Annotated in this window: 19 protein-coding genes; 8 read left to right on the top strand and 11 right to left on the bottom strand. The window is 72.6% G+C overall.

The features are described from left to right. Positions 1 to 3 precede the first annotated feature (3 nt). Genes AC0VYN_RS19920 through AC0VYN_RS19905 form a run of 4 tightly spaced genes read right to left on the bottom strand, consistent with a single transcriptional unit; the run spans position 4 to position 5,486 of the window. Complete coding sequence (locus AC0VYN_RS19920; protein WP_475532036.1) at positions 4 to 1,365, bottom strand: maltokinase N-terminal cap-like domain-containing protein; 1,362 nt, start codon at positions 1,363 to 1,365, stop codon at positions 4 to 6. A 28-nt stretch (positions 1,366 to 1,393) separates the two neighbouring features. Further along, a complete protein-coding gene (treS, locus tag AC0VYN_RS19915; RefSeq protein ID WP_475532035.1) occupies positions 1,394 to 3,112 on the bottom strand; it encodes a maltose alpha-D-glucosyltransferase in 1,719 nt (572 codons plus the stop codon). Continuing rightward, positions 3,109 to 5,109, bottom strand: a complete 2,001-nt coding sequence (locus AC0VYN_RS19910) for an alpha-1,4-glucan--maltose-1-phosphate maltosyltransferase (RefSeq protein ID WP_475532034.1) — start codon at positions 5,107 to 5,109, stop codon at positions 3,109 to 3,111. Before AC0VYN_RS19910 ends, treS begins: the two co-directional genes overlap by 4 nt. Positions 5,110 to 5,162: 53 nt before the next feature. Next, a complete protein-coding gene (locus AC0VYN_RS19905; protein WP_385458458.1) occupies positions 5,163 to 5,486 on the bottom strand; it encodes a DUF5133 domain-containing protein in 324 nt (107 codons plus the stop codon). 262 nt (positions 5,487 to 5,748) lie between these two features. On the opposite strand from AC0VYN_RS19905, the gene AC0VYN_RS19900 reads away from it, so the two are divergent. Then, positions 5,749 to 6,264 (top strand): pep a2, encoded by a 516-nt coding sequence (locus AC0VYN_RS19900; RefSeq protein WP_475532033.1) that lies wholly within the window; start codon positions 5,749 to 5,751, stop codon positions 6,262 to 6,264. Then, a complete protein-coding gene (glgX, locus tag AC0VYN_RS19895; protein WP_475532032.1) occupies positions 6,261 to 8,408 on the top strand; it encodes a glycogen debranching protein GlgX in 2,148 nt (715 codons plus the stop codon). Before AC0VYN_RS19900 ends, glgX begins: the two co-directional genes overlap by 4 nt. Positions 8,409 to 8,418: 10 nt before the next feature. Here glgX and AC0VYN_RS19890 read toward each other — a convergent pair whose 3' ends face one another. Continuing rightward, positions 8,419 to 9,222 carry a VOC family protein gene (locus tag AC0VYN_RS19890; protein ID WP_475532031.1) on the bottom strand — a complete coding sequence of 268 codons (804 nt, stop codon included), beginning with the start codon at positions 9,220 to 9,222 and terminating at the stop codon, positions 8,419 to 8,421. Between the two features lie 227 nt (positions 9,223 to 9,449). On the opposite strand from AC0VYN_RS19890, the gene AC0VYN_RS19885 reads away from it, so the two are divergent. Further along, entirely contained in the window at positions 9,450 to 9,770 is a 321-nt protein-coding gene (locus AC0VYN_RS19885; protein ID WP_475532030.1) for an ANTAR domain-containing protein, read from the top strand. 25 nt (positions 9,771 to 9,795) lie between these two features. On the opposite strand, the gene AC0VYN_RS19880 is transcribed toward AC0VYN_RS19885, so the two are convergent. Continuing rightward, positions 9,796 to 10,587: an RNA polymerase sigma factor SigF gene (locus tag AC0VYN_RS19880; protein ID WP_385458463.1), complete on the bottom strand. Its 792-nt coding sequence runs from the start codon at positions 10,585 to 10,587 to the stop codon at positions 9,796 to 9,798. Between the two features lie 400 nt (positions 10,588 to 10,987). Between AC0VYN_RS19880 and AC0VYN_RS19875 the strand changes: the two genes are divergently transcribed. Then, positions 10,988 to 11,512, top strand: a complete 525-nt coding sequence (locus AC0VYN_RS19875) for a hypothetical protein (protein ID WP_385458464.1) — start codon at positions 10,988 to 10,990, stop codon at positions 11,510 to 11,512. 19 nt (positions 11,513 to 11,531) lie between these two features. Here AC0VYN_RS19875 and hemC read toward each other — a convergent pair whose 3' ends face one another. The 4 genes from hemC to AC0VYN_RS19855 form a co-directional block, all read right to left on the bottom strand. Further along, complete coding sequence (gene hemC / locus AC0VYN_RS19870) at positions 11,532 to 12,467, bottom strand: hydroxymethylbilane synthase (RefSeq protein ID WP_475532029.1); 936 nt, start codon at positions 12,465 to 12,467, stop codon at positions 11,532 to 11,534. 65 nt (positions 12,468 to 12,532) lie between these two features. Next, complete coding sequence (locus AC0VYN_RS19865) at positions 12,533 to 13,309, bottom strand: NPP1 family protein (protein ID WP_475532028.1); 777 nt, start codon at positions 13,307 to 13,309, stop codon at positions 12,533 to 12,535. 134 nt (positions 13,310 to 13,443) lie between these two features. Then, the gene (locus tag AC0VYN_RS19860; protein ID WP_475532027.1) at positions 13,444 to 14,424 is read right to left on the bottom strand and encodes an ATP-dependent DNA ligase; all 981 of its coding nucleotides are present in this window, start codon (positions 14,422 to 14,424) and stop codon (positions 13,444 to 13,446) included. Positions 14,425 to 14,523: 99 nt separating this feature from the next. Next, positions 14,524 to 15,978, bottom strand: a complete 1,455-nt coding sequence (locus tag AC0VYN_RS19855) for an MFS transporter (RefSeq protein ID WP_475532026.1) — start codon at positions 15,976 to 15,978, stop codon at positions 14,524 to 14,526. A 229-nt stretch (positions 15,979 to 16,207) separates the two neighbouring features. Here AC0VYN_RS19855 and AC0VYN_RS19850 point away from each other — a divergent pair, with 229 nt between their 5' ends. Continuing rightward, complete coding sequence (locus tag AC0VYN_RS19850; protein ID WP_475532025.1) at positions 16,208 to 16,864, top strand: TetR/AcrR family transcriptional regulator; 657 nt, start codon at positions 16,208 to 16,210, stop codon at positions 16,862 to 16,864. Positions 16,865 to 16,992: 128 nt separating this feature from the next. On the opposite strand, the gene AC0VYN_RS19845 is transcribed toward AC0VYN_RS19850, so the two are convergent. Next, complete coding sequence (locus tag AC0VYN_RS19845) at positions 16,993 to 18,180, bottom strand: MFS transporter (protein ID WP_475532024.1); 1,188 nt, start codon at positions 18,178 to 18,180, stop codon at positions 16,993 to 16,995. Positions 18,181 to 18,387: 207 nt separating this feature from the next. Here AC0VYN_RS19845 and AC0VYN_RS19840 point away from each other — a divergent pair, with 207 nt between their 5' ends. Genes AC0VYN_RS19840 through AC0VYN_RS19830 form a run of 3 tightly spaced genes read left to right on the top strand, consistent with a single transcriptional unit; the run spans position 18,388 to position 19,995 of the window. Beyond that, positions 18,388 to 19,119 (top strand): AraC family transcriptional regulator, encoded by a 732-nt coding sequence (locus AC0VYN_RS19840; RefSeq protein WP_386926094.1) that lies wholly within the window; start codon positions 18,388 to 18,390, stop codon positions 19,117 to 19,119. A 31-nt stretch (positions 19,120 to 19,150) separates the two neighbouring features. After that, on the top strand, positions 19,151 to 19,531 hold the full coding sequence (locus AC0VYN_RS19835) for a DoxX family protein (protein ID WP_475532023.1): 381 nt from the start codon (positions 19,151 to 19,153) through the stop codon (positions 19,529 to 19,531). Then, on the top strand, positions 19,528 to 19,995 hold the full coding sequence (locus tag AC0VYN_RS19830) for a peroxiredoxin (protein WP_385458472.1): 468 nt from the start codon (positions 19,528 to 19,530) through the stop codon (positions 19,993 to 19,995). Before AC0VYN_RS19835 ends, AC0VYN_RS19830 begins: the two co-directional genes overlap by 4 nt. Positions 19,996 to 20,017 lie beyond the last annotated feature (22 nt).

Raw genomic sequence — 20,017 nt, 5'->3', positions numbered from 1 at the left:
GGGTCAGTCTCCTCTCACGGCGAGTCGTTCGATCGCCGCCATGGGTACGGGAAGCCAGTCGGGGCGGTGCCGGGCCTCGTACAGCACCTCATACACGGCCCTGTCGGTCTCGTAGGCGCGCAGCAGGCCGTGCTTCTTGCGGGGGTCCCACCCGGCCCGGGCGGCGTAACCCGCGCAGAAGGACTCCCGGCAGCGGCGCGCCCACTCGGGACGCCACGGGCGGCGCTGCCGGGCGGCGTAGTCGAAGGAGCGCAGCATGCCCGCGATGTCCCGGACGGGGGAGTGGGCGCTGCGCCGTTCGGCGAGCGGGCGGGACGGTTCGCCCTCGAAGTCGATGACGAACCAGTCCCGGCCGGCCCGCAGCACCTGCCCCAGATGCAGGTCGCCGTGGATGCGCTGGGCGGGCGGCCCCGAGTCGCAGGTGGTCAGCGCGGCGAAGGCCGCCCGCAGGCCGGGTACGAAGGGCCGCAGCGCGGGCACGCAGTGCGCGGCGGTGGTCAGCCGCTCGGTCATCGCCGCCGCCGTGCGGCCGTTCTCCCCGGGGGCGCCGGCCGGGAAGGCCGAGGCCAGGGCCAGGTGCACGTCGGCCATGGCCCGTCCCAGCTCGTGCGCCTGCGTGGTGAAGTCGTTGCCGGAGGACAGGGCCTCCAGGGCGAGGGTCCAGCCGTCGGAGGCGTCGTGGAGGAACGGCTGCAGCACACCGAGCGTGGCCTCGTACGGATGGGTGGTGGTCAGCCACGCCACCGGTGCGGGCACCCGCCCGCACCCCTGCCGGGCCAGCGCGCTCGGCACCTCCAGGTCGGGGTTGACCCCCGGCTGGATGCGCCGGAACACCTTGAGGATGAACTCGTCGCCGTAGACCAGCGAGGAATTGGACTGCTCGGCGTCCAGGATGCGGGGTGCCAGCCCGCCCGGCACCGGACGGGACGGGTCGCACTCGAAACGCAGCGGCCCCGCCCGGCCGGGACCGCGCAGCCGCTCCAGGAGCAGTTGGGCCGTCCGGGGGTCGTGCAGCGCGTCGTACACCGTCCGGCCGGCCAGCGGGCCGCCCGGCACCTGCCCGATGAGCGCCCGTCCCAGGCGCGGCGACGGCCGCTCGCGCACACCGAGCAGCAGTTGGTAGCAGTCGCCGGCCGGGAGCGCGCCGCCGGGCGCGGGCACCGAGCCGTGCCCGGTGTGGACCAGCAGATGCAGGCAGCCCGGGAACAGCTCGGTCATGGACAGCAGGCCGAGTTCGGCCACGGGCCGGTCCTTGCCCGCGAACCAGCGCTGCCTGGGCAGCCACTCCCGCAGCAGCCCCCCGAGCGAGGCCATCGGCTCGGCGGGATGCGCCGGTCTCGGGCGCAGGGGTGCGGTCTTCGGCATGGTGACGCGTCCTTTCCTCGGCCCACGCTCACACGCGGCGGCCGATGCGGGATGCGACTCGGGTGAGCCGGAACCAGTAGAAGCCGTGGCCCCCGAGGGTCAGCAGGTACGGCAGTTCACCGATGGCGGGGAAGCGGACCCCGCCGAACAGCTCGACCGGATGGCGGCCGGCGAACTCGCGCAGGTCCAGCTCGGTGGGCTGGGCGAACCGCGCGAAGTTGTTCACGCACAGCACCAGGTCGTCCTCGTACTCCCGGAGGAACGCCAGCACGGCGGGGTTGGACGAGGGCAGTTCGGTGTACGAGCCCAGGCCGAACGCCACGTTCTGCTTGCGGATCTCGATCATGCGGCGGGTCCAGTGCAGCAGCGACGAGGGCGAGGCCATCGACGCCTCGACGTTGGTCACCTGGTAGCCGTAGACCGGGTCCATGATCGCCGGCAGGTACAGCCGGCCCGGATCGCACGTGGAGAAGCCGGCGTTGCGGTCCGGGGTCCACTGCATGGGCGTGCGTACCGCGTCACGGTCGCCGAGCCAGATGTTGTCGCCCATGCCGATCTCGTCGCCGTAGTAGAGGATCGGCGACCCCGGGAGGGCGAGGAGCAGGGCGGTGAACAGCTCGATCTGGTCGCGGTCGTTGTCCAGCAGGGTGGCGAGCCGCCGGCGGATGCCGATGTTGGCGCGCATCCGCGGGTCCTTGGCGTACTCGGCCCACATGTAGTCGCGCTCTTCGTCGGTGACCATCTCGAGGGTCAGCTCGTCGTGGTTGCGCAGGAAGATGCCCCACTGGCAGCCCGACGGGATCGCCGGGGTCTTGGCCAGGACCTCGGAGACCGGGTAGCGGGACTCGCGGCGCACGGCCATGAAGATCCGCGGCATTACCGGGAAGTGGAACGCCATGTGGCACTCGTCGCCGCCGGAGGCGTAGTCGCCGAAGTAGTCGACGACGTCCTCCGGCCACTGGTTGGCCTCCGCCAGCAGCACCGTGTCCGGGTACTGCGCGTCGATCTCGCGCCGGACGCGCTTGAGGAACTCGTGACTGGCGGGGAGGTTCTCGCAGTTGGTGCCCTCCTCGGCGTACAGGTACGGCACGGCGTCGAGCCGGAACCCGTCGATGCCGAGGTCCAGCCAGAACTTGAGGGCCGAGATCATCTCCTCCTGCACGGCCGGGTTCTCGTAGTTCAGGTCCGGCTGGTGGGAGAAGAAGCGGTGCCAGTAGTACTGCTTGCGGACCGGGTCGTACGTCCAGTTCGACGCCTCCGTGTCCACGAAGATGATCCGCGCGTCCTGGAACTGCTTGTCGTCGTCGGCCCAGACGTAGTAGTCGCCGTACGGGCCCTCGGGGTTCTTCCGGGACTCCTGGAACCACGGGTGCTGGTCGCTGGTGTGGTTCATGACGAAGTCGATGATCACGCGCATGCCGCGCTGGTGGGCGGCGTCGACGAACTCGACGAAGTCGGCCAGGTCGCCGAACTCGGGCAGCACGGCGGTGTAGTCGGAGACGTCGTAACCGCCGTCCTTGAGCGGTGACTTGAAGAACGGCGGCAGCCAGAGGCAGTCCACGCCGAGCCACTGCAGGTAGTCCAGTTTGGCGGTGAGGCCCTTGAGGTCGCCGACGCCGTCGCCGTTGCTGTCCTGGAAGGAGCGGACGAGGACCTCGTAGAAGACGGCGCGCTTGAACCAGTCGGGGTCCAGGAGCTTGGCCGGCGTGTCCTCGAAGGTGTCCGGTACGGGCTCGTTGACGCTCATGAGGCTGCTGACCCTTCGTTCTGCGGCGCGGCGGCGGACGAGCGCTGGACGTGGAAGACGTGCGCGGGGGCCCGGCCGGGCTCGAGGCGCACGTAGTTCGTCCTGCCCCAGTGGTAGGTCTCACCCGTGAGTTCGTCGTGGAACGGCGCCGACTCGTGCCAGTCCAGGCCGAGTTGCGGCATGTCCAACGAGACCGTGGCCTCCTGGGGGCGGTGGGGGTCGAGATTGACGACCGCCAGCACGACGTCGCTCCCCGCGCGCTTGCTGTACGCGATGAGGGCGTCGTTGTCGGTGCGGTGGAAACGCAGATTCCTGAGCCGGTGCAGCGCGGGATGGTCGCGGCGGATGGTGTTGAGCCGGGTGATGAGGGGGGCGATGGTGCGGCCCTCGCGCTGGGCGGTGTCCCAGTCGCGGGGTTTGAGCTGGTACTTCTCGCTGTCGAGGTATTCCTCGCTGCCTTCGCGCAGGGGGGTGTTCTCGCACAGTTCGTAGCCGCTGTAGATGCCCCAGGCGGGGGAGAGGGTGGCGGCGAGGACGGCGCGGGTCTCGAAGGCGGGGCGGCCTCCGTGCTGGAGGTAGGCGTGCAGGATGTCGGGGGTGTTGGCGAAGAAGTTGGGCCGCATGTAGGAGGCGGCGTCCCCCGTGAGTTCGGTGAGGTACTCCGTCAGTTCCTGTTTGGTGTTGCGCCAGGTGAAGTAGGTGTAGGACTGCTGGAAGCCGATCTGGGCGAGGGTGTGCATCATCGCGGGGCGGGTGAAGGCCTCGGCGAGGAAGACGACGTCGGGGTCGGCGCGGTTGATCTCGCCGATGACGCGTTCCCAGAACACCACGGGTTTGGTGTGGGGGTTGTCGACGCGGAAGATGCGCACGCCGTGGTCCATCCAGAACCGGAGGACGCGGACGGTCTCGGTGACCAGGCCGTCCAGGTCGGCGTCGAAGGCGATGGGGTAGATGTCCTGGTACTTCTTGGGCGGGTTCTCGGCGTGGGCGATGGTGCCGTCGGGCCGGTGGTGGAACCACTCGGGGTGTTTGCCGACCCAGGGGTGGTCGGGGGAGCACTGGAGGGCGAAGTCGAGGGCGATCTCCAGGCCGAGTTCGCCGGCGCGGGTGACGAAGGCGTCGAAGTCGTCGAGGGTGCCCAGGTCGGGGTGGACGGCGTCGTGGCCGCCCTCGGGGGAGCCGATGGCCCAGGGGACGCCGACGTCGTCGGGGCCGGCGGAGAGGGTGTTGTTGCGGCCCTTGCGGTGGGTGGTGCCGATGGGGTGGATCGGGGGGAGGTAGACGACGTCGAAGCCCATCGCGGCGATCGCGTCCAGCCGGCGGGCGGCGGTGCGGAAGGTGCCGTGGGGCTGTTCGGCGGTGCCCTCGGAGCGGGGGAAGAACTCGTACCAGGCGCCGTACAGGGCGCGTTCCCGCTCGACGAGCAGGGGCAGCGGGTCGGAGGTGGTGACCAGCTCCCGCAGCGGGTGCCGGGCCAGCACCGCGTCCACCTCCGGCGTCAACGCCGCCGCCAGCCGGGTCGCCACCGGCAGCGTGTCGTCCGCCAGCACCGCCGCGGCCGCCAGCACCACGTCCCGGCCGGAGTCCTTCGGCACGCCGGACGCGGCCCGCCGGTACAGCTCGGCCCCCTCCTCCAGCACGAGGCCGGTGTCGATGCCCGCCGGGATCCTGATGCGCGCGTGGTGCTTCCAGGTGGCGACCGGGTCGCTCCAGGCCTCCACCCGGTAGGTCCACCGGCCCGGCGCACCCGGGGTGACCTCGGCGCCGAAGCGATCGGTGCCCGGGGCCAGTTCCCGCATCGGCGTCCAGGGACCGGACCGGCCCTCGGGGTCCTTCAGCACGACGTTGGCGGCCACCGCGTCGTGTCCCTCGCGGAACACGGACGCGGTGACCTCGAACGTCTCCCCCGCCACCGCTTTCGCCGGGCGCCTGCCGCACTCCACCACCGGGTGGACGTCCCGCACGGGGATACGCCCGATCTCCACGGTCGCGCTCATCCGTTCTCACCTCCGCCGTGCTCGAGGCCGGGCCCGTGGGCCCGGCCGATGGGTCAAGCCGCGCCGGAGGGGGTCTTCCGCCCCGACGGGGTGAGCCGGTCCACCGTCGCCGGCGGGCCGCGCCGGACCGCTCGGGCGGTCAGGGGCCGCTCGTTCTGCTCCTGCAAATAGGTGACCAGGTTCGTCCGCAGATACCGTTCGGCGGCGTCCGCCGCCTCACGTGCGCACCGCTTCCCCATGAGCACGCAGAGGGTGTAGCCGGAGTCCTCGAAGGTGGCCCGGACGCGCACGTCCGCGGGGGACGCGAGCGTCATCCGTTCCCAGGCGCGGTAACGCCGCAGCTGCCGGGCGACTTCTGTCTTCGCAGGAAGCAGCATGGCCGGTCACCTTTCGGGACGGTCCGGTACGGACGATCTGATTCTTCACACATGGTGCACGGACAGTGACTTCCCGTCTTGTTGGATCTTCAACTGCTTTTTCGGGTGAAGTCGGTCGGTGTCCGCTCGTGTTGCACGAATGGACTACTGATCCCACTCTGGAGTGACTCAGAAGCGACCAGTGCTCACGCTTCGTGTATCAGGAGCCCGTCCTCCGAGGGACGCGGAGAAGCGCGAGCTTTCGCGGTGAGGAGCCACGACGATGAAGACCGCAGTGCCCTGCTACTACCACCTCGACGTGGAAGTCAGCCCGGAGCGGGTCGGACAGGTCAGGCGCATCCTGGCCGCTCACCTCAGGTTCTGGGACCTGGAGAACCTCGTCGAACCCGTCTGCTCGGGCACCGAGATGCTGCTGCGGGCGATCGACGAGCACGCGAGCGACAAGAACACGTCGATCGAGATGTGGTGGAACCGCCACCACCTCATCACGGCGGTAGGGGGCAACGACCACGCGCTCCGTCCCGACCAGGACCTGCGGACCTGTCTGCAGCACCTCGCCGCCAACAGTGACGGCTGGGGCTGCTGCGCCACCGAAACCGGCGCCAAGGTCATCTGGTTCTCGCAGCGCGCCCGAGCCGGCGAACGCGTCCCGCTGGTGCCGACGGCACCGGAACCGATCACCCAGGAGGGGCTGGAAGTGCCGCGAGAGATCTTGCCGGTGGGCCGGGTGGCCGGTCCGGGCAGCACCACCCACGGCGTCCTGGAGGAGGCCCGGTGACCCGCGCCGGGCCGAAGCGGAAGGGGTCGCCCGTGTGGAGCGGGCACCCCTACCCGCTGGGGGCCGCCTACGACGGACAGGGCACCAACTTCGCGCTGTTCAGCGAGGTCGCCGAGCGCGTCGAGCTCGTCCTCGTCGACGAGGACGGCACCCACGGACGCGTCCCGATGCCCGACGTCGACGGCTTCGTCTGGCACTGCTACCTGCCCGGCGTCGGCCCGGGGCAGCGCTACGGCTACCGGGTCCACGGGCCGTGGGCCCCGTCCCTGGGCCACCGCTGCAACCCCGCGAAGCTCCTCCTCGACCCGTACACCCGGGCCGTGGACGGGATGGTCGACAACCACCCGTCCCTCTTCGAACGCGCCCAGGGCGGACCCGACCCGGCGGACAGCGCCGGGCACACCATGCTCGGCGTGGTCACCGACCCCTTCTTCGACTGGGGCGACGACCGCCCGCCCAGGCGCCCGTACTCCGAGACCGTGATCTACGAGGCCCACGTCCGCGGCATCAGCCGCACCCACCCGGACGTGCCCGGAGAACTGCGCGGCACCTACGCAGGCCTGGCGCACCCGGCGGTCGTGGACCACCTGACCTCCCTCGGCGTGACCGCCGTCGAGCTCATGCCGGTGCACCAGTTCGTGCACGACGGCGTCCTGACGGACCGGGGCCTGTCCAACTACTGGGGCTACAACACCATCGGCTTCTTCGCGCCGCACAACGGCTACGCCGCCCTCGGCACCCGCGGGCAGCAGGTCACCGAGTTCAAGTCGATGGTCAAGGCCCTGCACGCGGCCGGCCTCGAGGTGATCCTCGACGTGGTCTACAACCACACCGCCGAGGGCAACGAGAAGGGCCCCACCCTCTCCTTCCGCGGCATCGACAACGCCTCCTACTACCGGCTGGTGGACGGCGACTGGCAGCACTACTACGACACCACCGGCACCGGCAACAGCCTGCTGATGCGGCACCCCTACGTACTCCAGCTGATCATGGACTCGCTGCGGTACTGGGTCACCGAGATGCACGTCGACGGCTTCCGCTTCGACCTCGCGGCCACCCTGGCCCGGCAGTTCCACGAGGTGGACCGGCTCTCGGCGTTCTTCGACCTCATCCAGCAGGACCCGGTGATCAGCCGCGTGAAACTGATCGCCGAGCCGTGGGACCTCGGCGAGGGCGGCTACCAGGTGGGCAACTTCCCGCAGCTGTGGTCGGAGTGGAACGGCAGGTACCGGGACGCCGTGCGCGACTTCTGGCGCGGCGAGGAGCACACGCTCGGCGAGTTCGCGTCCCGGCTGACCGGCTCCCCCGACCTGTACCAGCACAGCCGCCGCCGCCCCCGCGCCAGCGTCAACTTCGTCACCGCGCACGACGGCTTCACCCTGCGCGACCTCGTCTCGTACAACGACAAGCACAACAGGGCCAACGGCGAGGACGACGCGGACGGCGAGAGCCACAACCGGTCCTGGAACTGCGGCGCCGAGGGGCGGACGAGGGATCCGGCCGTGCTGGAGCTGCGCGGCCGCCAGCAGCGCAACTTCCTGGCCACGCTCCTGCTCTCGCAGGGCATCCCGATGCTCTGCCACGGCGACGAGCTGGGCCGCACCCAGCGGGGCAACAACAACGCCTACTGCCAGGACAACGAGATCTCCTGGATCGACTGGCGGCTGAACAGGGAGCAGCGCGGCCTGATGGACTTCGCCCGGCGCGTCATCGCCCTGCGCGCCGCCCATCCCGTACTGCGCCGGCGCCGCTACTTCCGCGGCGAGACGGTGACCAACGTGGACCAGCCGCTGCCCGACCTGGTGTGGCTGCTGCCGGACGCGCGGGAGATGACCGACGACGACTGGCAGCGCTCCGACGCCCACGCCGTCGCCGTCTTCCTCAACGGCGACGCCATCGCCGAACCGGACCCCTGCGGGCGGCCCGTCGTCGACGACTCCTTCCTGCTGCTGTTCAACAGCCACTGGGAGTCCGCCCGCTTCCGGCTGCCCCGTGCCGCCTACGGTGAGCGCTGGGCGGTCCTGATCGACACCGCCGATCCGGAGGGCGACCCCGACGAGGCGGAGCGCAAGGCGGGCACGAGCCTGACCGTCGAGCCACGCAGCCTGGTGCTGCTCTCGCGGCCGTCCCGCACCGGCCGCTGAGCCGGTGGGGTCACTGTCCGAGGCGGCGCGCGGTCACCGTGAACTGCGCGCCGTCGGCGTCGCGGAGCACGGCCTCGTCGTCGGTCAGCGCCAGGACGCTGCCGCCGTGCCGCTCGGCGGCGCGGGCGCAGGCCCGGACGTCGTCCACCGCGAAGTGCACCTGCCAGTGCGGCCGGACGGCGGGGTCGGGGGCGGCGCCCAGGGCGCCCGACTCGATGCGCGCCACGACGTCGCCCTGGCTGCGCAGCACCACCTCGTCACCCTCGTACTGGACCTCGCAGCAGCCGTTCGACGACGCCCAGTCGAAGATCTCGCCGTAGAAGATCGCGGCGTCGAACGCGTCACGCGTGTGCAGCCGGATGAAGGCGGGGCGCGAGGTGCGCCAGGTCTCCCAGTCCGAGAAGAGCTCGCCCTCCCAGATCCCGAACGTCGCGCCGTCCCGGTCGGCGAGCAGCGCCGCGCGGCCGGGCGGCAGGGAGATCGGCCCGACCGCGGCCGTGCCGCCCCGCTCGGCCGCCCGCGACACGGCGTCGTCCGCGCTGCGCACGGCGAAGTACGGCGTCCACGCCACCGCCATCTGCCACATTCCGGCGACCGCGGCGATCCCGGCGACCGGCACCTCGTCGGCGAGGGCGATGCGGAAGGGCTCGCCCAGTTTCGCCGGCCGCCACCGCCAGCCCAGCACGGCGGAGTAGAACTCCTCGGTGGCCTTGAGATCACGGCTGGTCAGACTCACCCAGCACGGGGCCCCGTACACGGATCGGGTGGGCAGAGCGCTGTCCGTAGCGGCGGCGGAGGGCATGTCGTGGTTCATGGCAGTCGCGTCCTGGTCTCGTCCACCGGCAGTCACCGGTTCCACACCAGTGTCCGACCGGAAGGGTGCGGGGCGCCTGCCGAGTACCCCGGCGGCGCCGCCGAAACGGTGGCGGGCGCGCCCCGCACGGTCCGGTGGCGCGGGGCGGCACGTGTGACGACGATGGAGGCGTCGGAGCGGTACCGCGCGGCACGAACGGCGGTGACACGCCGGATCCGGAGGTGACCATGCCCACGGACGGGGGCCCGGACCAGATATTCCGGCTGCAGGAGCAGATCCGGCAGCTGAAGGAGGCGGTGGTCTCGCACGCCGTCGTCGACCAGGCCATAGGGATGGTCGTCGTGCTCGGCCGGGTGGCACCGGACGAGGGGTGGGCGGTACTGAAGGAGGTTTCCCAGCATACGAACATCAAACTGCGCAACGTCGCGGAACTGATACTCATCTGGGGGCGCACAGGAGTGATGCCGGCGGAGATCCGGATCGCCCTGGAGGACGCCCTGGACCGGCACGGCCCGACGCAGATCCCCGGCGCCCCGCCGCAGGGGTGAGATTTCCCCGACGGCGGGGGCCGGGTCAGCGGGCCTCCGCGAGGATCTCCTCGCGGATCCGGTCGAAGCAGCCGCTGAGCAGCCGCGAGACGTGCATCTGGGAGATGCCGAGCTGCTGCGCGATGCGGCTCTGCGTCATCCCGCCGAAGAAGCGCAGGTAGAGGATGGTGCGCTCGCGCTCGGGCAACGCCTCCAGACAGGGACGGACGGCCACCCGGTCTATCACCGTGTCGAAGGCCGGGTCCGGACCGCCGAGCGCGTCCCCGAGGGCGTACCCGTCGGTGCCCGGCATCTCCGCCTCCAGCGACAGGGCGGAGAAGCACTCGAGCGCCTCCATGCCGGTACGGACCTCGGCCGTGGTGAGATGCGCGTGCTCGGCGATCTCCTCGATCGTGGGGGCGCGCCCCGGCGTGGTCTGCGCCAGCTCCTTCGCGGCGCGGCGCACCCGGTTGCGCAGGTCCTGGATGCGGCGCGGCACGTGCAGCGTCCACATGTGGTCGCGGAAGTGCCGCTTGATCTCGCCGGTGACGGTGGGTACGGCGTAGGCCTCGAACGCGTGGCCGCGTGCGGGGTCGTAGTGGTCGACGGCCTTGACCAGCCCTAGGGCGGCCACCTGGTAGAGATCGTCCAGACTCTCACCACGGCCGCGGAAGCGGACCGCGATCCGCTCGGCCATGGGGAGCCAGACCTGGATCAGTTCGTCCCGCAGCGCCTTGCGCTCCGGTCCGTCGGGCAGTGCGGCGAGCCGTTCGAACGCGGCGGCCGTGTCGGGAGCGTCGTCGTGCGGGTGGGGCTTGGTTCTGCCGGCGATACGCATGTGTGCGCACCTCCCTCAGCAGCAGTGCCTGGTGGTCGGACCACCGGGGTGCCGGACGCGCCGGCGCCCGCGGACATGCCTCCTGTCCGAAGCGCTGACAGGGGCTTTCCCTGTCGGACCGATTCCAAAGCGAATCCTCATATATAGGGACATTAAGCCTTGTGGGAGCGAAGCGCTCGCCCGAACGGGTCCATCGGCGCTCCCGGCGGACACCGGTGCGGAACGTGATGTGCGGCACGCTCCCTGTGATCGTCGGGCGGGCGTGCGGCGGATCGTCCCTGGGCAGCGCTTGATCACCGATCAATGGGGGTGAAGGCCCTGGCCACGGCGCTTTCCGCCCATTTGACAGTGCACTGAGCACACGGATAGGAAGCAGCTTCGGGAAGTCGAGAGGTGCGCTGTGTACGAGCCGAACGTGGTCGGGGACTGGCAGGAGTACGAAGAACACGCCGGTCTGCGGGTCCGCGTCCACCGTCTGGAGGCGGCCGAGCCGCCGCGTGGCCGTGACGACGCCGCCGAGGGCCTGACGTACTTCCGTGTCCGGGTGACCGTCGAGAACCGGGGCGGCCGGCCTTTCGGCATCCACCTGGAGGACGGGCAGATCGACGTGCGGACCGGCCGCGACGGAGAGGGCGCGTTCCTCGACTGGCGCAACTCGCAGTTCGTCGAGGGCTTCGACGTCCATCCGCTGCGCCGTGCCACCGCCGTCCTCTACGCGGCCGGTCCGGAGGAGAGCCTCGGTCAGGTGGACGTCCAGGTGCAGCTGCGGGTGGACGAGGAGTGGGCCGACCGCCGACTGTGGACCGGCGGTATCGGGCTGCACGAGCCGGCCGCCGGGGCCCTGTCGGGCGCGGTGCGGGACGACGGTCTCGCGCACCAGGTGAGCGCCTTCCTGCGGGACCAGGCGGAGGAGGGCACCGCCTGATCCGCCGGCCGGCGGCGCCTCAGTGCGCGATGCCGTCGATGACCTCCCGGGCGCCCTGACGCAGCAGCGCCACGGCGACCGACGTGCCGAGCGTGGCCGGGTCGAGCCGGCCGGCCCACTCGTGGGCGTTCAGCCGCACCTTGCCGTCGGGGGTGAACACGCAGGCCCGCAGGGCGAGTTCCCCGCTGCGGTCCACGCGGGCGTACCCGGCGATCGGGCTGTTGCAGTGCCCCTGGAGCACGTGCAGGAACATGCGTTCCGCCGTGACCTCCCGATGGGTGTCCGCGTGTCCGAGGGCGCCGACCGCGTCGATCAGCTCCGCGTCGTCCTCCCGGCACTGGAGCGCCAGCACGCCCGCGCCGATCGGCGGCATCATCGTCTCGGTGGACAGGACCTCGCTGATCACGTCGCCGCGGCCGATCCGCTCCAGGCCCGAGACCGCCAGCAGCAGGGCGTCCGCCTCGCCGGCGGCCAGCTTCGCCAGCCGCCGGTTGGCGTTGCCGCGGAACGGAACGCACGTCAGGTGCGGGTGCGTGGCGGCCAGTTGGGCGACCCGGCGCACCGAGGAGGTGCCGATGCGGGTCCCGTCCGGAAGCTGGTCCAGGGTGAGCCCGCCCGGGTGGACGAGGGCGTCCCGGATGTCGTCGCGCTTCAGGAACGCGGCGAACACCGTGCCCGCGGGGAGCGGGCGGTCGGCGGGCACGTCCTTGACGCAGTGCACCGCGAGATCGGCCTCGCCCGACAGCAGCGCGGCGTCGACCTCCTTGGTGAAGGCGCCCTTGCCCTCCACCTGCGACAGGTCGCCGAGCCACTTGTCGCCGGTGGTCTTCACCGGCACGACCTCGGTGCGCACGCCGGGGTGGAGGGCCGTCAACTCGGCCCGGACGCGCTCGACCTGAGCGAGGGCCATGGGGGAGTCGCGGGAGACGACACGGATCAGTTCGGGGGCGGACATGCGGACACGATAGTGCCCCCGGAGGTGTGAGGGCCGCCCGGTTCGCCCGACTGCCGCTCCTCCTGTCAGGCGTAGGGGTCGAAGGGGATGCCGGCGGGCTCGGCCGCCGCCAGGTGGGAGGCGAAGCTGCCGTCCTTCAGGCCGAAGTGGGCGCTGCCGAAGTCGTACGCGCTCAGCCTGTCGCGCAGCCCGGCCGGATAGCCGTTCCAGCCCACCAGGGCCGGGTACTGCCAGCTGCCCCGGTGGTTCTCCGGCGGTTCGTCGCCCGAGGTGGCGAGCCGGAAGCAGTGGGTGCCGATGCCGTCCTTGTGGTAGACGATCTTCGGATGGCTGCCGTCGAAGCGGACCGCCGAGCGCGCGTGCACGCTGAACGAGCCGTGGTTCGAGGCCGAGACGTACTCGACGGCGCCGTCCCGCACCCACACCACGACGTGCTCCCAGTCGTGCCGGTGACCGCCGAGGCCGGTGCCCGGCAGAGCCTGGTCCTTCTCGAAGTAGAGGCCGTACAGGTAGGCGCACCAGCCGTGGTCGCACTTGGCGCGCGCGTAGCTGTTGGTGTTGTCCAGGTCCGAGGCGTCCCGGCAGTTGCCGTTGAGGGCTCCGGTCGGGTTCAGGCCGCCGTTGACCGTGCCGTCGGCGCCGATGGCCGGCGTCGGGTAGCAGCCGTCGGTGTCGTAGTCGAAGGCGGGCTGGTAGGCCCGCTCCTGGCTGTCGGCGTTGCCGGGCAGTCCCGGCGGCGGGGCGGCGAAGGCGGTGGCGGGGAAGGCGACGACGAGGGCGAGGGCGCCGAGCGGGACGGTGAGCCATCTCCTGCGGCGGGTGCGGGCGGTACGCGACGACACCGGGGCCTCCTTGGGTCCGGGCGCAGCCCAACGGCTGGGGGGGAAGGGGAGTTCAGGGTCCCGTCAATTCACCCCGGTGCCAAGGGGGCACGGGCGTACCGCCGGTGAAGGGCGGGCGGACGCCGACTCGCGCGTCACACCATGTCGTCCGGCAGGTCCGCGGCCGACTCCTCGGGCGCCAGGTCCGGGCGGAGCCTCAGCCAGGACGGCTGGCGCAGCATCCCCTCCCGGGTGCGGGTGCTGTAGCGGACCTCGCCGACCAGCCGCGGAACGACCCAGCGCGCCTTCGGCAGCCGCGGCACCGGGTCGAAGGGGCACACGTCCGTCGCCGCGGCCCGCAGCAGCGCGGCCAGCTCGGTGCGCTCGGTCCCGCTCCAGCCGGTGCCGACCCCGCCGACGTAGCGCAGCCGGCCCGCGGCGCGCTGGCCGACCAGGACGGCACCCGGCAGACCCGTGAGCCGCCCCCTGCCGGGCAGCCAGCCGCCCACCACCACGTCCTCGCTGCGCATGTTGCGGATCTTGATCCAGGCCCGGGAGCGGACCCCCGGCTCGTACACCGAGTCGAGCCGCTTGCACACCAGGCCCTCGAGACCGTGCTCGCGGGTGGCCCGCAGGGCCTGTTCGCCGTGGCCGACCAGCGCGGCGGGGGTCGACCAGGACGGCCCGTCGAGACCGAGCTCCTCCAGGTGCCCGCGCCGGCGGGTGTAGGGCAGGCGGAGCAGCGGCCGGGGTCCCAGGTGCAGGGCGTCGAACAGCACCAGGTGCACGGGTACCCTGGCGGCCCGGTGCGCGGCCCGGCCGGGGGAGTGGGCGAGGCCCATGCAGGACTGGAGCAACTGGAAGTCGGCGCGGCCCTCTTCGTCCAGGGCCAGCACCTCGCCGTCCAGTACGGCGGGCGTCGGGCCCAGGGCGGTGCCCAGCGGCCCCAGCTCCGGGTAGGCGGCCGTGATGTCCTGGCCGGAGCGGGCGCGGAGCAGCACGCTGCCGTCGCCGGGCAGGTAGACCACCACCCGCTGGCCGTCCTGCTTGGTCTCGTAGGCCCAGCGGGCGTCCTGCGTGGGGGCCGGCAGGACGCCGGGGGTGGCGAGCATGGGTGGGATCAGCGGCAGCTCCACGCCTCAGTTCTCGACGCGCCCGCGCGCCCTCACGCGCGCGGTCCGCCAGGTTCGCCCGAACGGCACCGGTCCCCGCCGCGGGGACCGGCGCCGTCGCCGTCAGCGCGCGGAGGCGGCCTGCGTCTCGACGCCGCCGTCGGACGCCGCGGGCGTCACCGCGGCGGCGGGGCGGTGCCTCGGGATGAAGGAGGCGATGACGAAGGCGAGCACGGCCGCGCCGGCGCCGATGCCCATGACCACCTTGAAGGCGTTCTCGGACGGCAGGGCGAAGCCGCCGAGGCTGATGGTCATCTGGGCCAGGATCACTCCCGCGATCGCGCTGGCGACCGACGTACCGATGGACCGCATCAGGGTGTTGAGGCTGTTCGCGGCGGCCGTCTCGCTCGCCGGCACGGCACCCATGATCAGGGCCGGCATGGCGCCGTAGGTGAAGCCGATGCCCGCGCCGATGACGCAGGAGACCAGCACCAGGTGCCAGACCTCGGACATCAGCACGATGTTCAGCCCGTAACCGGACGCCACGATAAGGGCCCCGATCATCAGGGTCACCTTCGGTCCCCTGGCCTTGGACACCTTCGCGGAGACCGGGGCGAACGCCATCATCACCAGGCCGGAGGGCGCCATCACCAGACCGGCGGTCAGCAGGGAACGGCCGAGCCCGTAACCGGTCGCCTCGGGCAACTGCAGAAGCTGCGGAAGGACCAGGGACATCGCGAACATCGAGAAGCCGACGGCTATGGACGCCAGATTGGTGAACAGCACCTGGCGGCGCGCCGTGGTGCGCAGGTCCACCAGCGGCTGCGGGGTGCGCAGCTCCCAGCGGCCCCACACCAGCAGGATCACCACGGCCGCCGCGAACAGGCCGAGGGTCGGACCGCTGGTCCAGCCCCAGTCGGCGCCCTTGGAGATCGCTAGCAGCAGGCACACCAGGCCGGCCGCCACGCCGATGCCGCCCAGCAGGTCGAAGCGGCCACCGGTGCGCACCGCCGACTCGGGCACGAGCGCCAGCACCAGCGCCAGGGCGACGGCGCCGAGCGCGCCGGAGGTCCAGAACAGCATGTGCCAGTCGAGGTTGTCCGCGATCAGCGCGGCGGCGGGCAGCCCGAGAGCGCCGCCGACGCCCAGCGAGGCGCTCATCAGGGCGGTGGCGCCGGCGAGGCGCTCGGCGGGCAGCTCGTCGCGCATGATGCTGATGCCGAGCGGGATCACCGCGGCCGACAGGCCCTGCATGGCCCGGCCCACGACCATCGGGACCAGGGAGTCGCTCAGTCCGCAGACCACCGAACCGGCGATCAGCAGCACCAGGCTGAACAGCAGCATGCGCCGCTTGCCGGCCATGTCGCCCAGGCGGCCGACGACCGGGGTGGCCACGGCCGCCGCGAGCAGGGTGGCCGTCACCGCCCATGCCGCGTCCGACGCCGGAGCGTCCAGGAGCTTCGGCAGTTCCGGGACGATCGGGATGACGAGCGTCTGCATCAGCGAGACGACGATCCCGGCCAGGGCCAGTACCGCCACCACGGCGTTCGGCCGCGGCGCGGCGGGGGAAGGGGGCATGGACATGCCTTTCGGGGAGAGTGTGGATCCGGCGACAAATTAAGTCAGTCGCTTGAAGTATTCTAGGGGGCGCCGGGAGGGCACGCCCCGTCAGGGCCGCGCACCGCCCGGCATCCGCCGTTGCGTAGGCTGCGTGGGAAGGCGCCGCACGACGGCGGACCTGCGGCGACTCATGGGACTGGCCGCCGCGGGCCGTGAGGAAGGTCAGAGTCCCGGCACGGCGGTGAGCATGGCGAGCAGGACGGCACGGGCGGAACAGGTCAGCGCGACCCGGCAGCTGATCCTGACCACGGCCGAGCGGCTGTTCGCCGAGCACGGGGTGTACGCGGTCTCCAACCGCCAGGTCAGCGAGGCCGCCGGCCAGGGCAACAACGCCGCGGTCGGCTACCACTTCGGCACCAAGGCGGATCTGGTCCGCGCCATCGCCCAGCGGCACTCCGAGCGCGTCGAGGACCTGCGGGCCCGTCAGCTGGCCGCGCTCGGCGAGGCGCCGGACCTGCGCGACTGGGTGGACTGCCTGGTCCGGCCGCAGTTCGACCACCTGGCGGCACTGGGCAGCCCGACCTGGTACGCGCGGTTCTGCGCCCAGGTGATGACCGACCCGGCGCTGCGGCAGATCATGGTCGACGAGTCCCGCGGCTCCGCGTCGCTGCGCGAGATCATCGCCGGCCGCAACCGGTGCATGCCGGCGCTGCCGGACGAGGTCCGGGCCGAGCGGGGCGACATGGCGCGCCACCTCATCGTGCACACGGCGGCCGAGCGGGAACGCGCCCTCGCCGAAGGGCGTCCGACCCCGCGCGCCAGCTGGCGGGAGGCCGCGGACGGACTCGCCGACGCGATCGTGGGGATGTGGCTCGCGCCGGTCACGCCCCGGCGCGGGGCCTGACGGGCGCGGCGACGACGCCGGGCCGGAACCGCGCGCACGCGAAGCGTCTGCGGCCCACCGCGGGCGGCCGGGGGCGTCGCCGCCACCCACGCCGACCGGACCGGCGACGGCCGGCACGGCGAGGTGGCTCAGTCCCTGAGTCCGCGGTCCGTCGCCGTGCGCACGACGGGCGTCGGCGGCACCGGTTCGTCCAGGCCGCGCAGCAGCAGGCCGCCCGCCGCGGGCAGCAGCACCAGCGGCAGCAGAGCCGCCCGCAGCGACGTGGCGTCGGCGAGCGCGCCGACCGCGGGAGCGGCGAGACCGCCGACGCTCACGGTCAGCCCCAGCGTGACCCCGCTCGCCGTGCCCACCCGCCGGGGCAGGAAGTCCTGGCCCAGCGTGATGTGCAGGGAGAACGGCACGTACAGCCCGGCCGAGGCCAGCGCGACGAACAGGTACACCGCGTGCCCGGGCACCAGGACGACCCCGGCGACGGCGAAAACCGTCAGGACGTACGAGCGGCGCACCACCCTCAGCCGCCCGAACCGGTCGGCGAGCCGGCCCCCGGCCACCGTGCCCACCGCGCCGCCCAGGTAGAGCACGAACAGCGCGGCCGTCCCCGCTGCGGCGCCCCCGCCGGTGCGCTCGCGGACGTACAGCGACACGAACGTGCTCAGCCCGACGAAGACGACCGAACGGCAGACGACAGCACCCGTCAGACGGAGGAACGACGCCCAGTCGTCGGACCCCGCGGCCGTCACCGCACGGACACCCCCCGCGCGCACCGCACCGGCCGAGCGCGTCGCCGCCACGCACAGGACCGCGCCGGCGACGGCCGGTACGGCGAGCAGGGGAGAGGCGCCGAGCCCGCCGGTGGCGACGACGGCCCAGACCAGCGGTGGGGCCAGCGCGAAACCGACGTTGCCCCCCAGGGAGAACCACCCCATCGCGGTGTTGCTGCCGCCTGCCGCCTCCCGTGCGGCGCGGGCCGCCTCCGGATGGTAGGCGGCGACGCCGACGCCCCCCAGGGCGACCGCGGCGAGGGTGAGCGCGTAGGAGTCCGTGACGCCGCCGAGGGCGACCCCGGCCCCGCCGGTCAGCGTGCTCAGCGGCAGCAGCCACGGCAGCGCCCACCGGTCGGTCAGCGCCCCGAACAGCGGCTGCACCAGCGACGACAGCAGCGAGGCGGCGAGTACGACGCCGGAGGCGGCGGCGTAGGTGTAGGCGCGCTCGGCGACGAAGTACGGGACCAGGGCGGCCACCGCGCCCTGGTAGAGGTCGACGCAGGCGTGCCCGAGGGACAGCAGCACGACGGGCCGGTTGCGGTTGAGGATCACCCGTCGATCGTCACGCCCGCCGGGCATGGCCCGCTTCCGATAATCTGCCGCATTGTGTCGAATACCCGCCGCCGGCCTCCCGGCACCCCGTCACCGCCGGCCGGGCAGCGCGCCCCCGGAGCCGCGGGCGACCGCGCCCCGGCGGCCCCGCGCCGTGACCCCGGCGCCGTCCGGCACACGCCGACCGCGCCCACCCGGGCCCAGCACCTGGCCGCCGGGCAGCGCATCGACGCGCACCGGCACGACGACCACCAGATCGTCTACGCGGGCTCCGGCGTCGTCGCCGTCACCACCGAGGCCGGCACCTGGTTCGCACCGGGCACCCGGGCCATCTGGATCCCGGCCGGCACCGTCCACGCCCACCGGGCCCACGGCCGGCTGGACCTGCACCTGGTCGGACTGCCCGCCGGGGACAATCCGCTCGGCCTGGACACCCCCGCCGTCCTCGCCGTCGGACCGCTGCTGCGCGAACTGATTCTCGCCTACACCCGCGACCCCGCCGACGCCGGACCCGAACGCCGCCGCCTCCTCGGCGTCCTGCGCGACCAACTGCGCGCGTCCCCCCAGCAGCCCCTGCGCCTGCCCGCCCCGGCCGACCCCCGGCTGGCCGCGGTCTGCGCGCTCGTCCACGCCGACCCCGCCGACACCCGTACCCTCGCCGCGCTCGCAGCCGCCACCGGGACCGGTGAACGCACCCTCAGCCGCCTCTTCCGCAGCGAGTTCGGCATGACGTTCCCGCAGTGGCGCACCCAGTCGCGCCTCTACCACGCCCTGCGGATGCTCGCCGACGACCTGCCCGTGACCACGGTCGCCCACCGCTGCGGCTACTCCTCGGCCAGCGCGTTCATCGACGTCTTCCGCCGCTCGTTCGGCTGCACCCCGGGCAAGCGCGACCGCCGCGACCGGACCGGCGGCACCGGCGTCGAGACGGTCCGTTAATATCGCGCGGCAGGCCCCCAGAGGAGGAACCGTGTCCCGGTCCGAACGCTCACCCCTGCTGCTCGCCGGCCTGCTGGCCACCGCGGGTGTCGCCCACTTCGCCCAGCCCCGCCCCTTCGACGCGACGGTGCCGCGCAGCCTGCCGGGCACCCCCCGGGCCTGGACGTACGCCAGCGGTGTGGCCGAACTGGCCCTGGCCGCAAGCCTCGCCGCCCCCCGCACCCGGAAGGCCGCCGCGCTGGCCACCGCCGCCTTCTTCGTCGGCGTCTTCCCCGCCAACGTGAAGATGGCCGTCGACTGGCGGCACCGCCCCGCCCCGCAGAAGGCCGCGGCCTACGGCCGGCTGCCGGTCCAACTGCCGCTCGTGCTTTGGGCCCGCAGCGTCGCCAAGGACTGCGAGGGCCGGTCATGAGCCGCATCCCCGCCGTCGGCGACACCGCCGAGGACTTCACGCTGCCGGACGAGACCGGCACTCCGCGCCGCCTGTCCGAACTGCTCGCCGACGGGCCGGTCGTGCTGTTCTTCTACCCCGCGGCCCTGACCCCCGGCTGCACCGCGGAGGCCTGCCACTTCCGCGACCTCGCCGCCGAGTTCGCGGCGGCCGGCGCCCGGCCGGTGGGCATCAGCGGCGACCCCGTCGAACGCCAGCAGGAGTTCGCCGGGCGCCACACCCTCGGCATGACGCTGCTGTCCGACGCCGACGGCGCGGTCCGCGAGCGCTTCGGCGTGAAACGGGGACTGAGCCTCGCGCCCACCAAGCGGGTCACCTTCGTCATCGGGCCGGACCGCACCGTGCTCGAGGTCGTCCGCAGCGAACTGCGCATGAACACGCACGCCGACCGCGCCCTCGCCGCGCTGCGCGCTCACCGCGGGTAACAGGCCCCTCCACCCGTCCGCG

Source organism: Streptomyces sp. 63XJN7_1_ISO-PGPR-S23-121, assembly GCF_056173025.1.
The sequence above is the reverse complement of the archived record's forward strand: the minus strand, read 5'-3'. Positions and strand labels throughout refer to the sequence as shown.

What these genes read in the sequence shown, in the direction of transcription:
- AC0VYN_RS19920 (WP_475532036.1), bottom strand. Translation starts at nt 1,365, where the DNA reads ATGCCGAAGACCGCACCCCTGCGCCCGAGACCGGCGCATCCCGCCGAG.
- treS (WP_475532035.1), bottom strand. Translation starts at nt 3,112, where the DNA reads ATGAGCGTCAACGAGCCCGTACCGGACACCTTCGAGGACACGCCGGCC.
- AC0VYN_RS19910 (WP_475532034.1), bottom strand. Translation starts at nt 5,109, where the DNA reads ATGAGCGCGACCGTGGAGATCGGGCGTATCCCCGTGCGGGACGTCCAC.
- AC0VYN_RS19905 (WP_385458458.1), bottom strand. Translation starts at nt 5,486, where the DNA reads ATGCTGCTTCCTGCGAAGACAGAAGTCGCCCGGCAGCTGCGGCGTTAC.
- AC0VYN_RS19900 (WP_475532033.1), top strand. Translation starts at nt 5,749, where the DNA reads ATGAAGACCGCAGTGCCCTGCTACTACCACCTCGACGTGGAAGTCAGC.
- AC0VYN_RS19890 (WP_475532031.1), bottom strand. Translation starts at nt 9,222, where the DNA reads ATGAACCACGACATGCCCTCCGCCGCCGCTACGGACAGCGCTCTGCCC.
- AC0VYN_RS19885 (WP_475532030.1), top strand. Translation starts at nt 9,450, where the DNA reads ATGCCCACGGACGGGGGCCCGGACCAGATATTCCGGCTGCAGGAGCAG.
- AC0VYN_RS19880 (WP_385458463.1), bottom strand. Translation starts at nt 10,587, where the DNA reads ATGCGTATCGCCGGCAGAACCAAGCCCCACCCGCACGACGACGCTCCC.
- hemC (WP_475532029.1), bottom strand. Translation starts at nt 12,467, where the DNA reads ATGTCCGCCCCCGAACTGATCCGTGTCGTCTCCCGCGACTCCCCCATG.
- AC0VYN_RS19855 (WP_475532026.1), bottom strand. Translation starts at nt 15,978, where the DNA reads ATGCCCCCTTCCCCCGCCGCGCCGCGGCCGAACGCCGTGGTGGCGGTA.
- AC0VYN_RS19850 (WP_475532025.1), top strand. Translation starts at nt 16,208, where the DNA reads ATGGCGAGCAGGACGGCACGGGCGGAACAGGTCAGCGCGACCCGGCAG.
- AC0VYN_RS19830 (WP_385458472.1), top strand. Translation starts at nt 19,528, where the DNA reads ATGAGCCGCATCCCCGCCGTCGGCGACACCGCCGAGGACTTCACGCTG.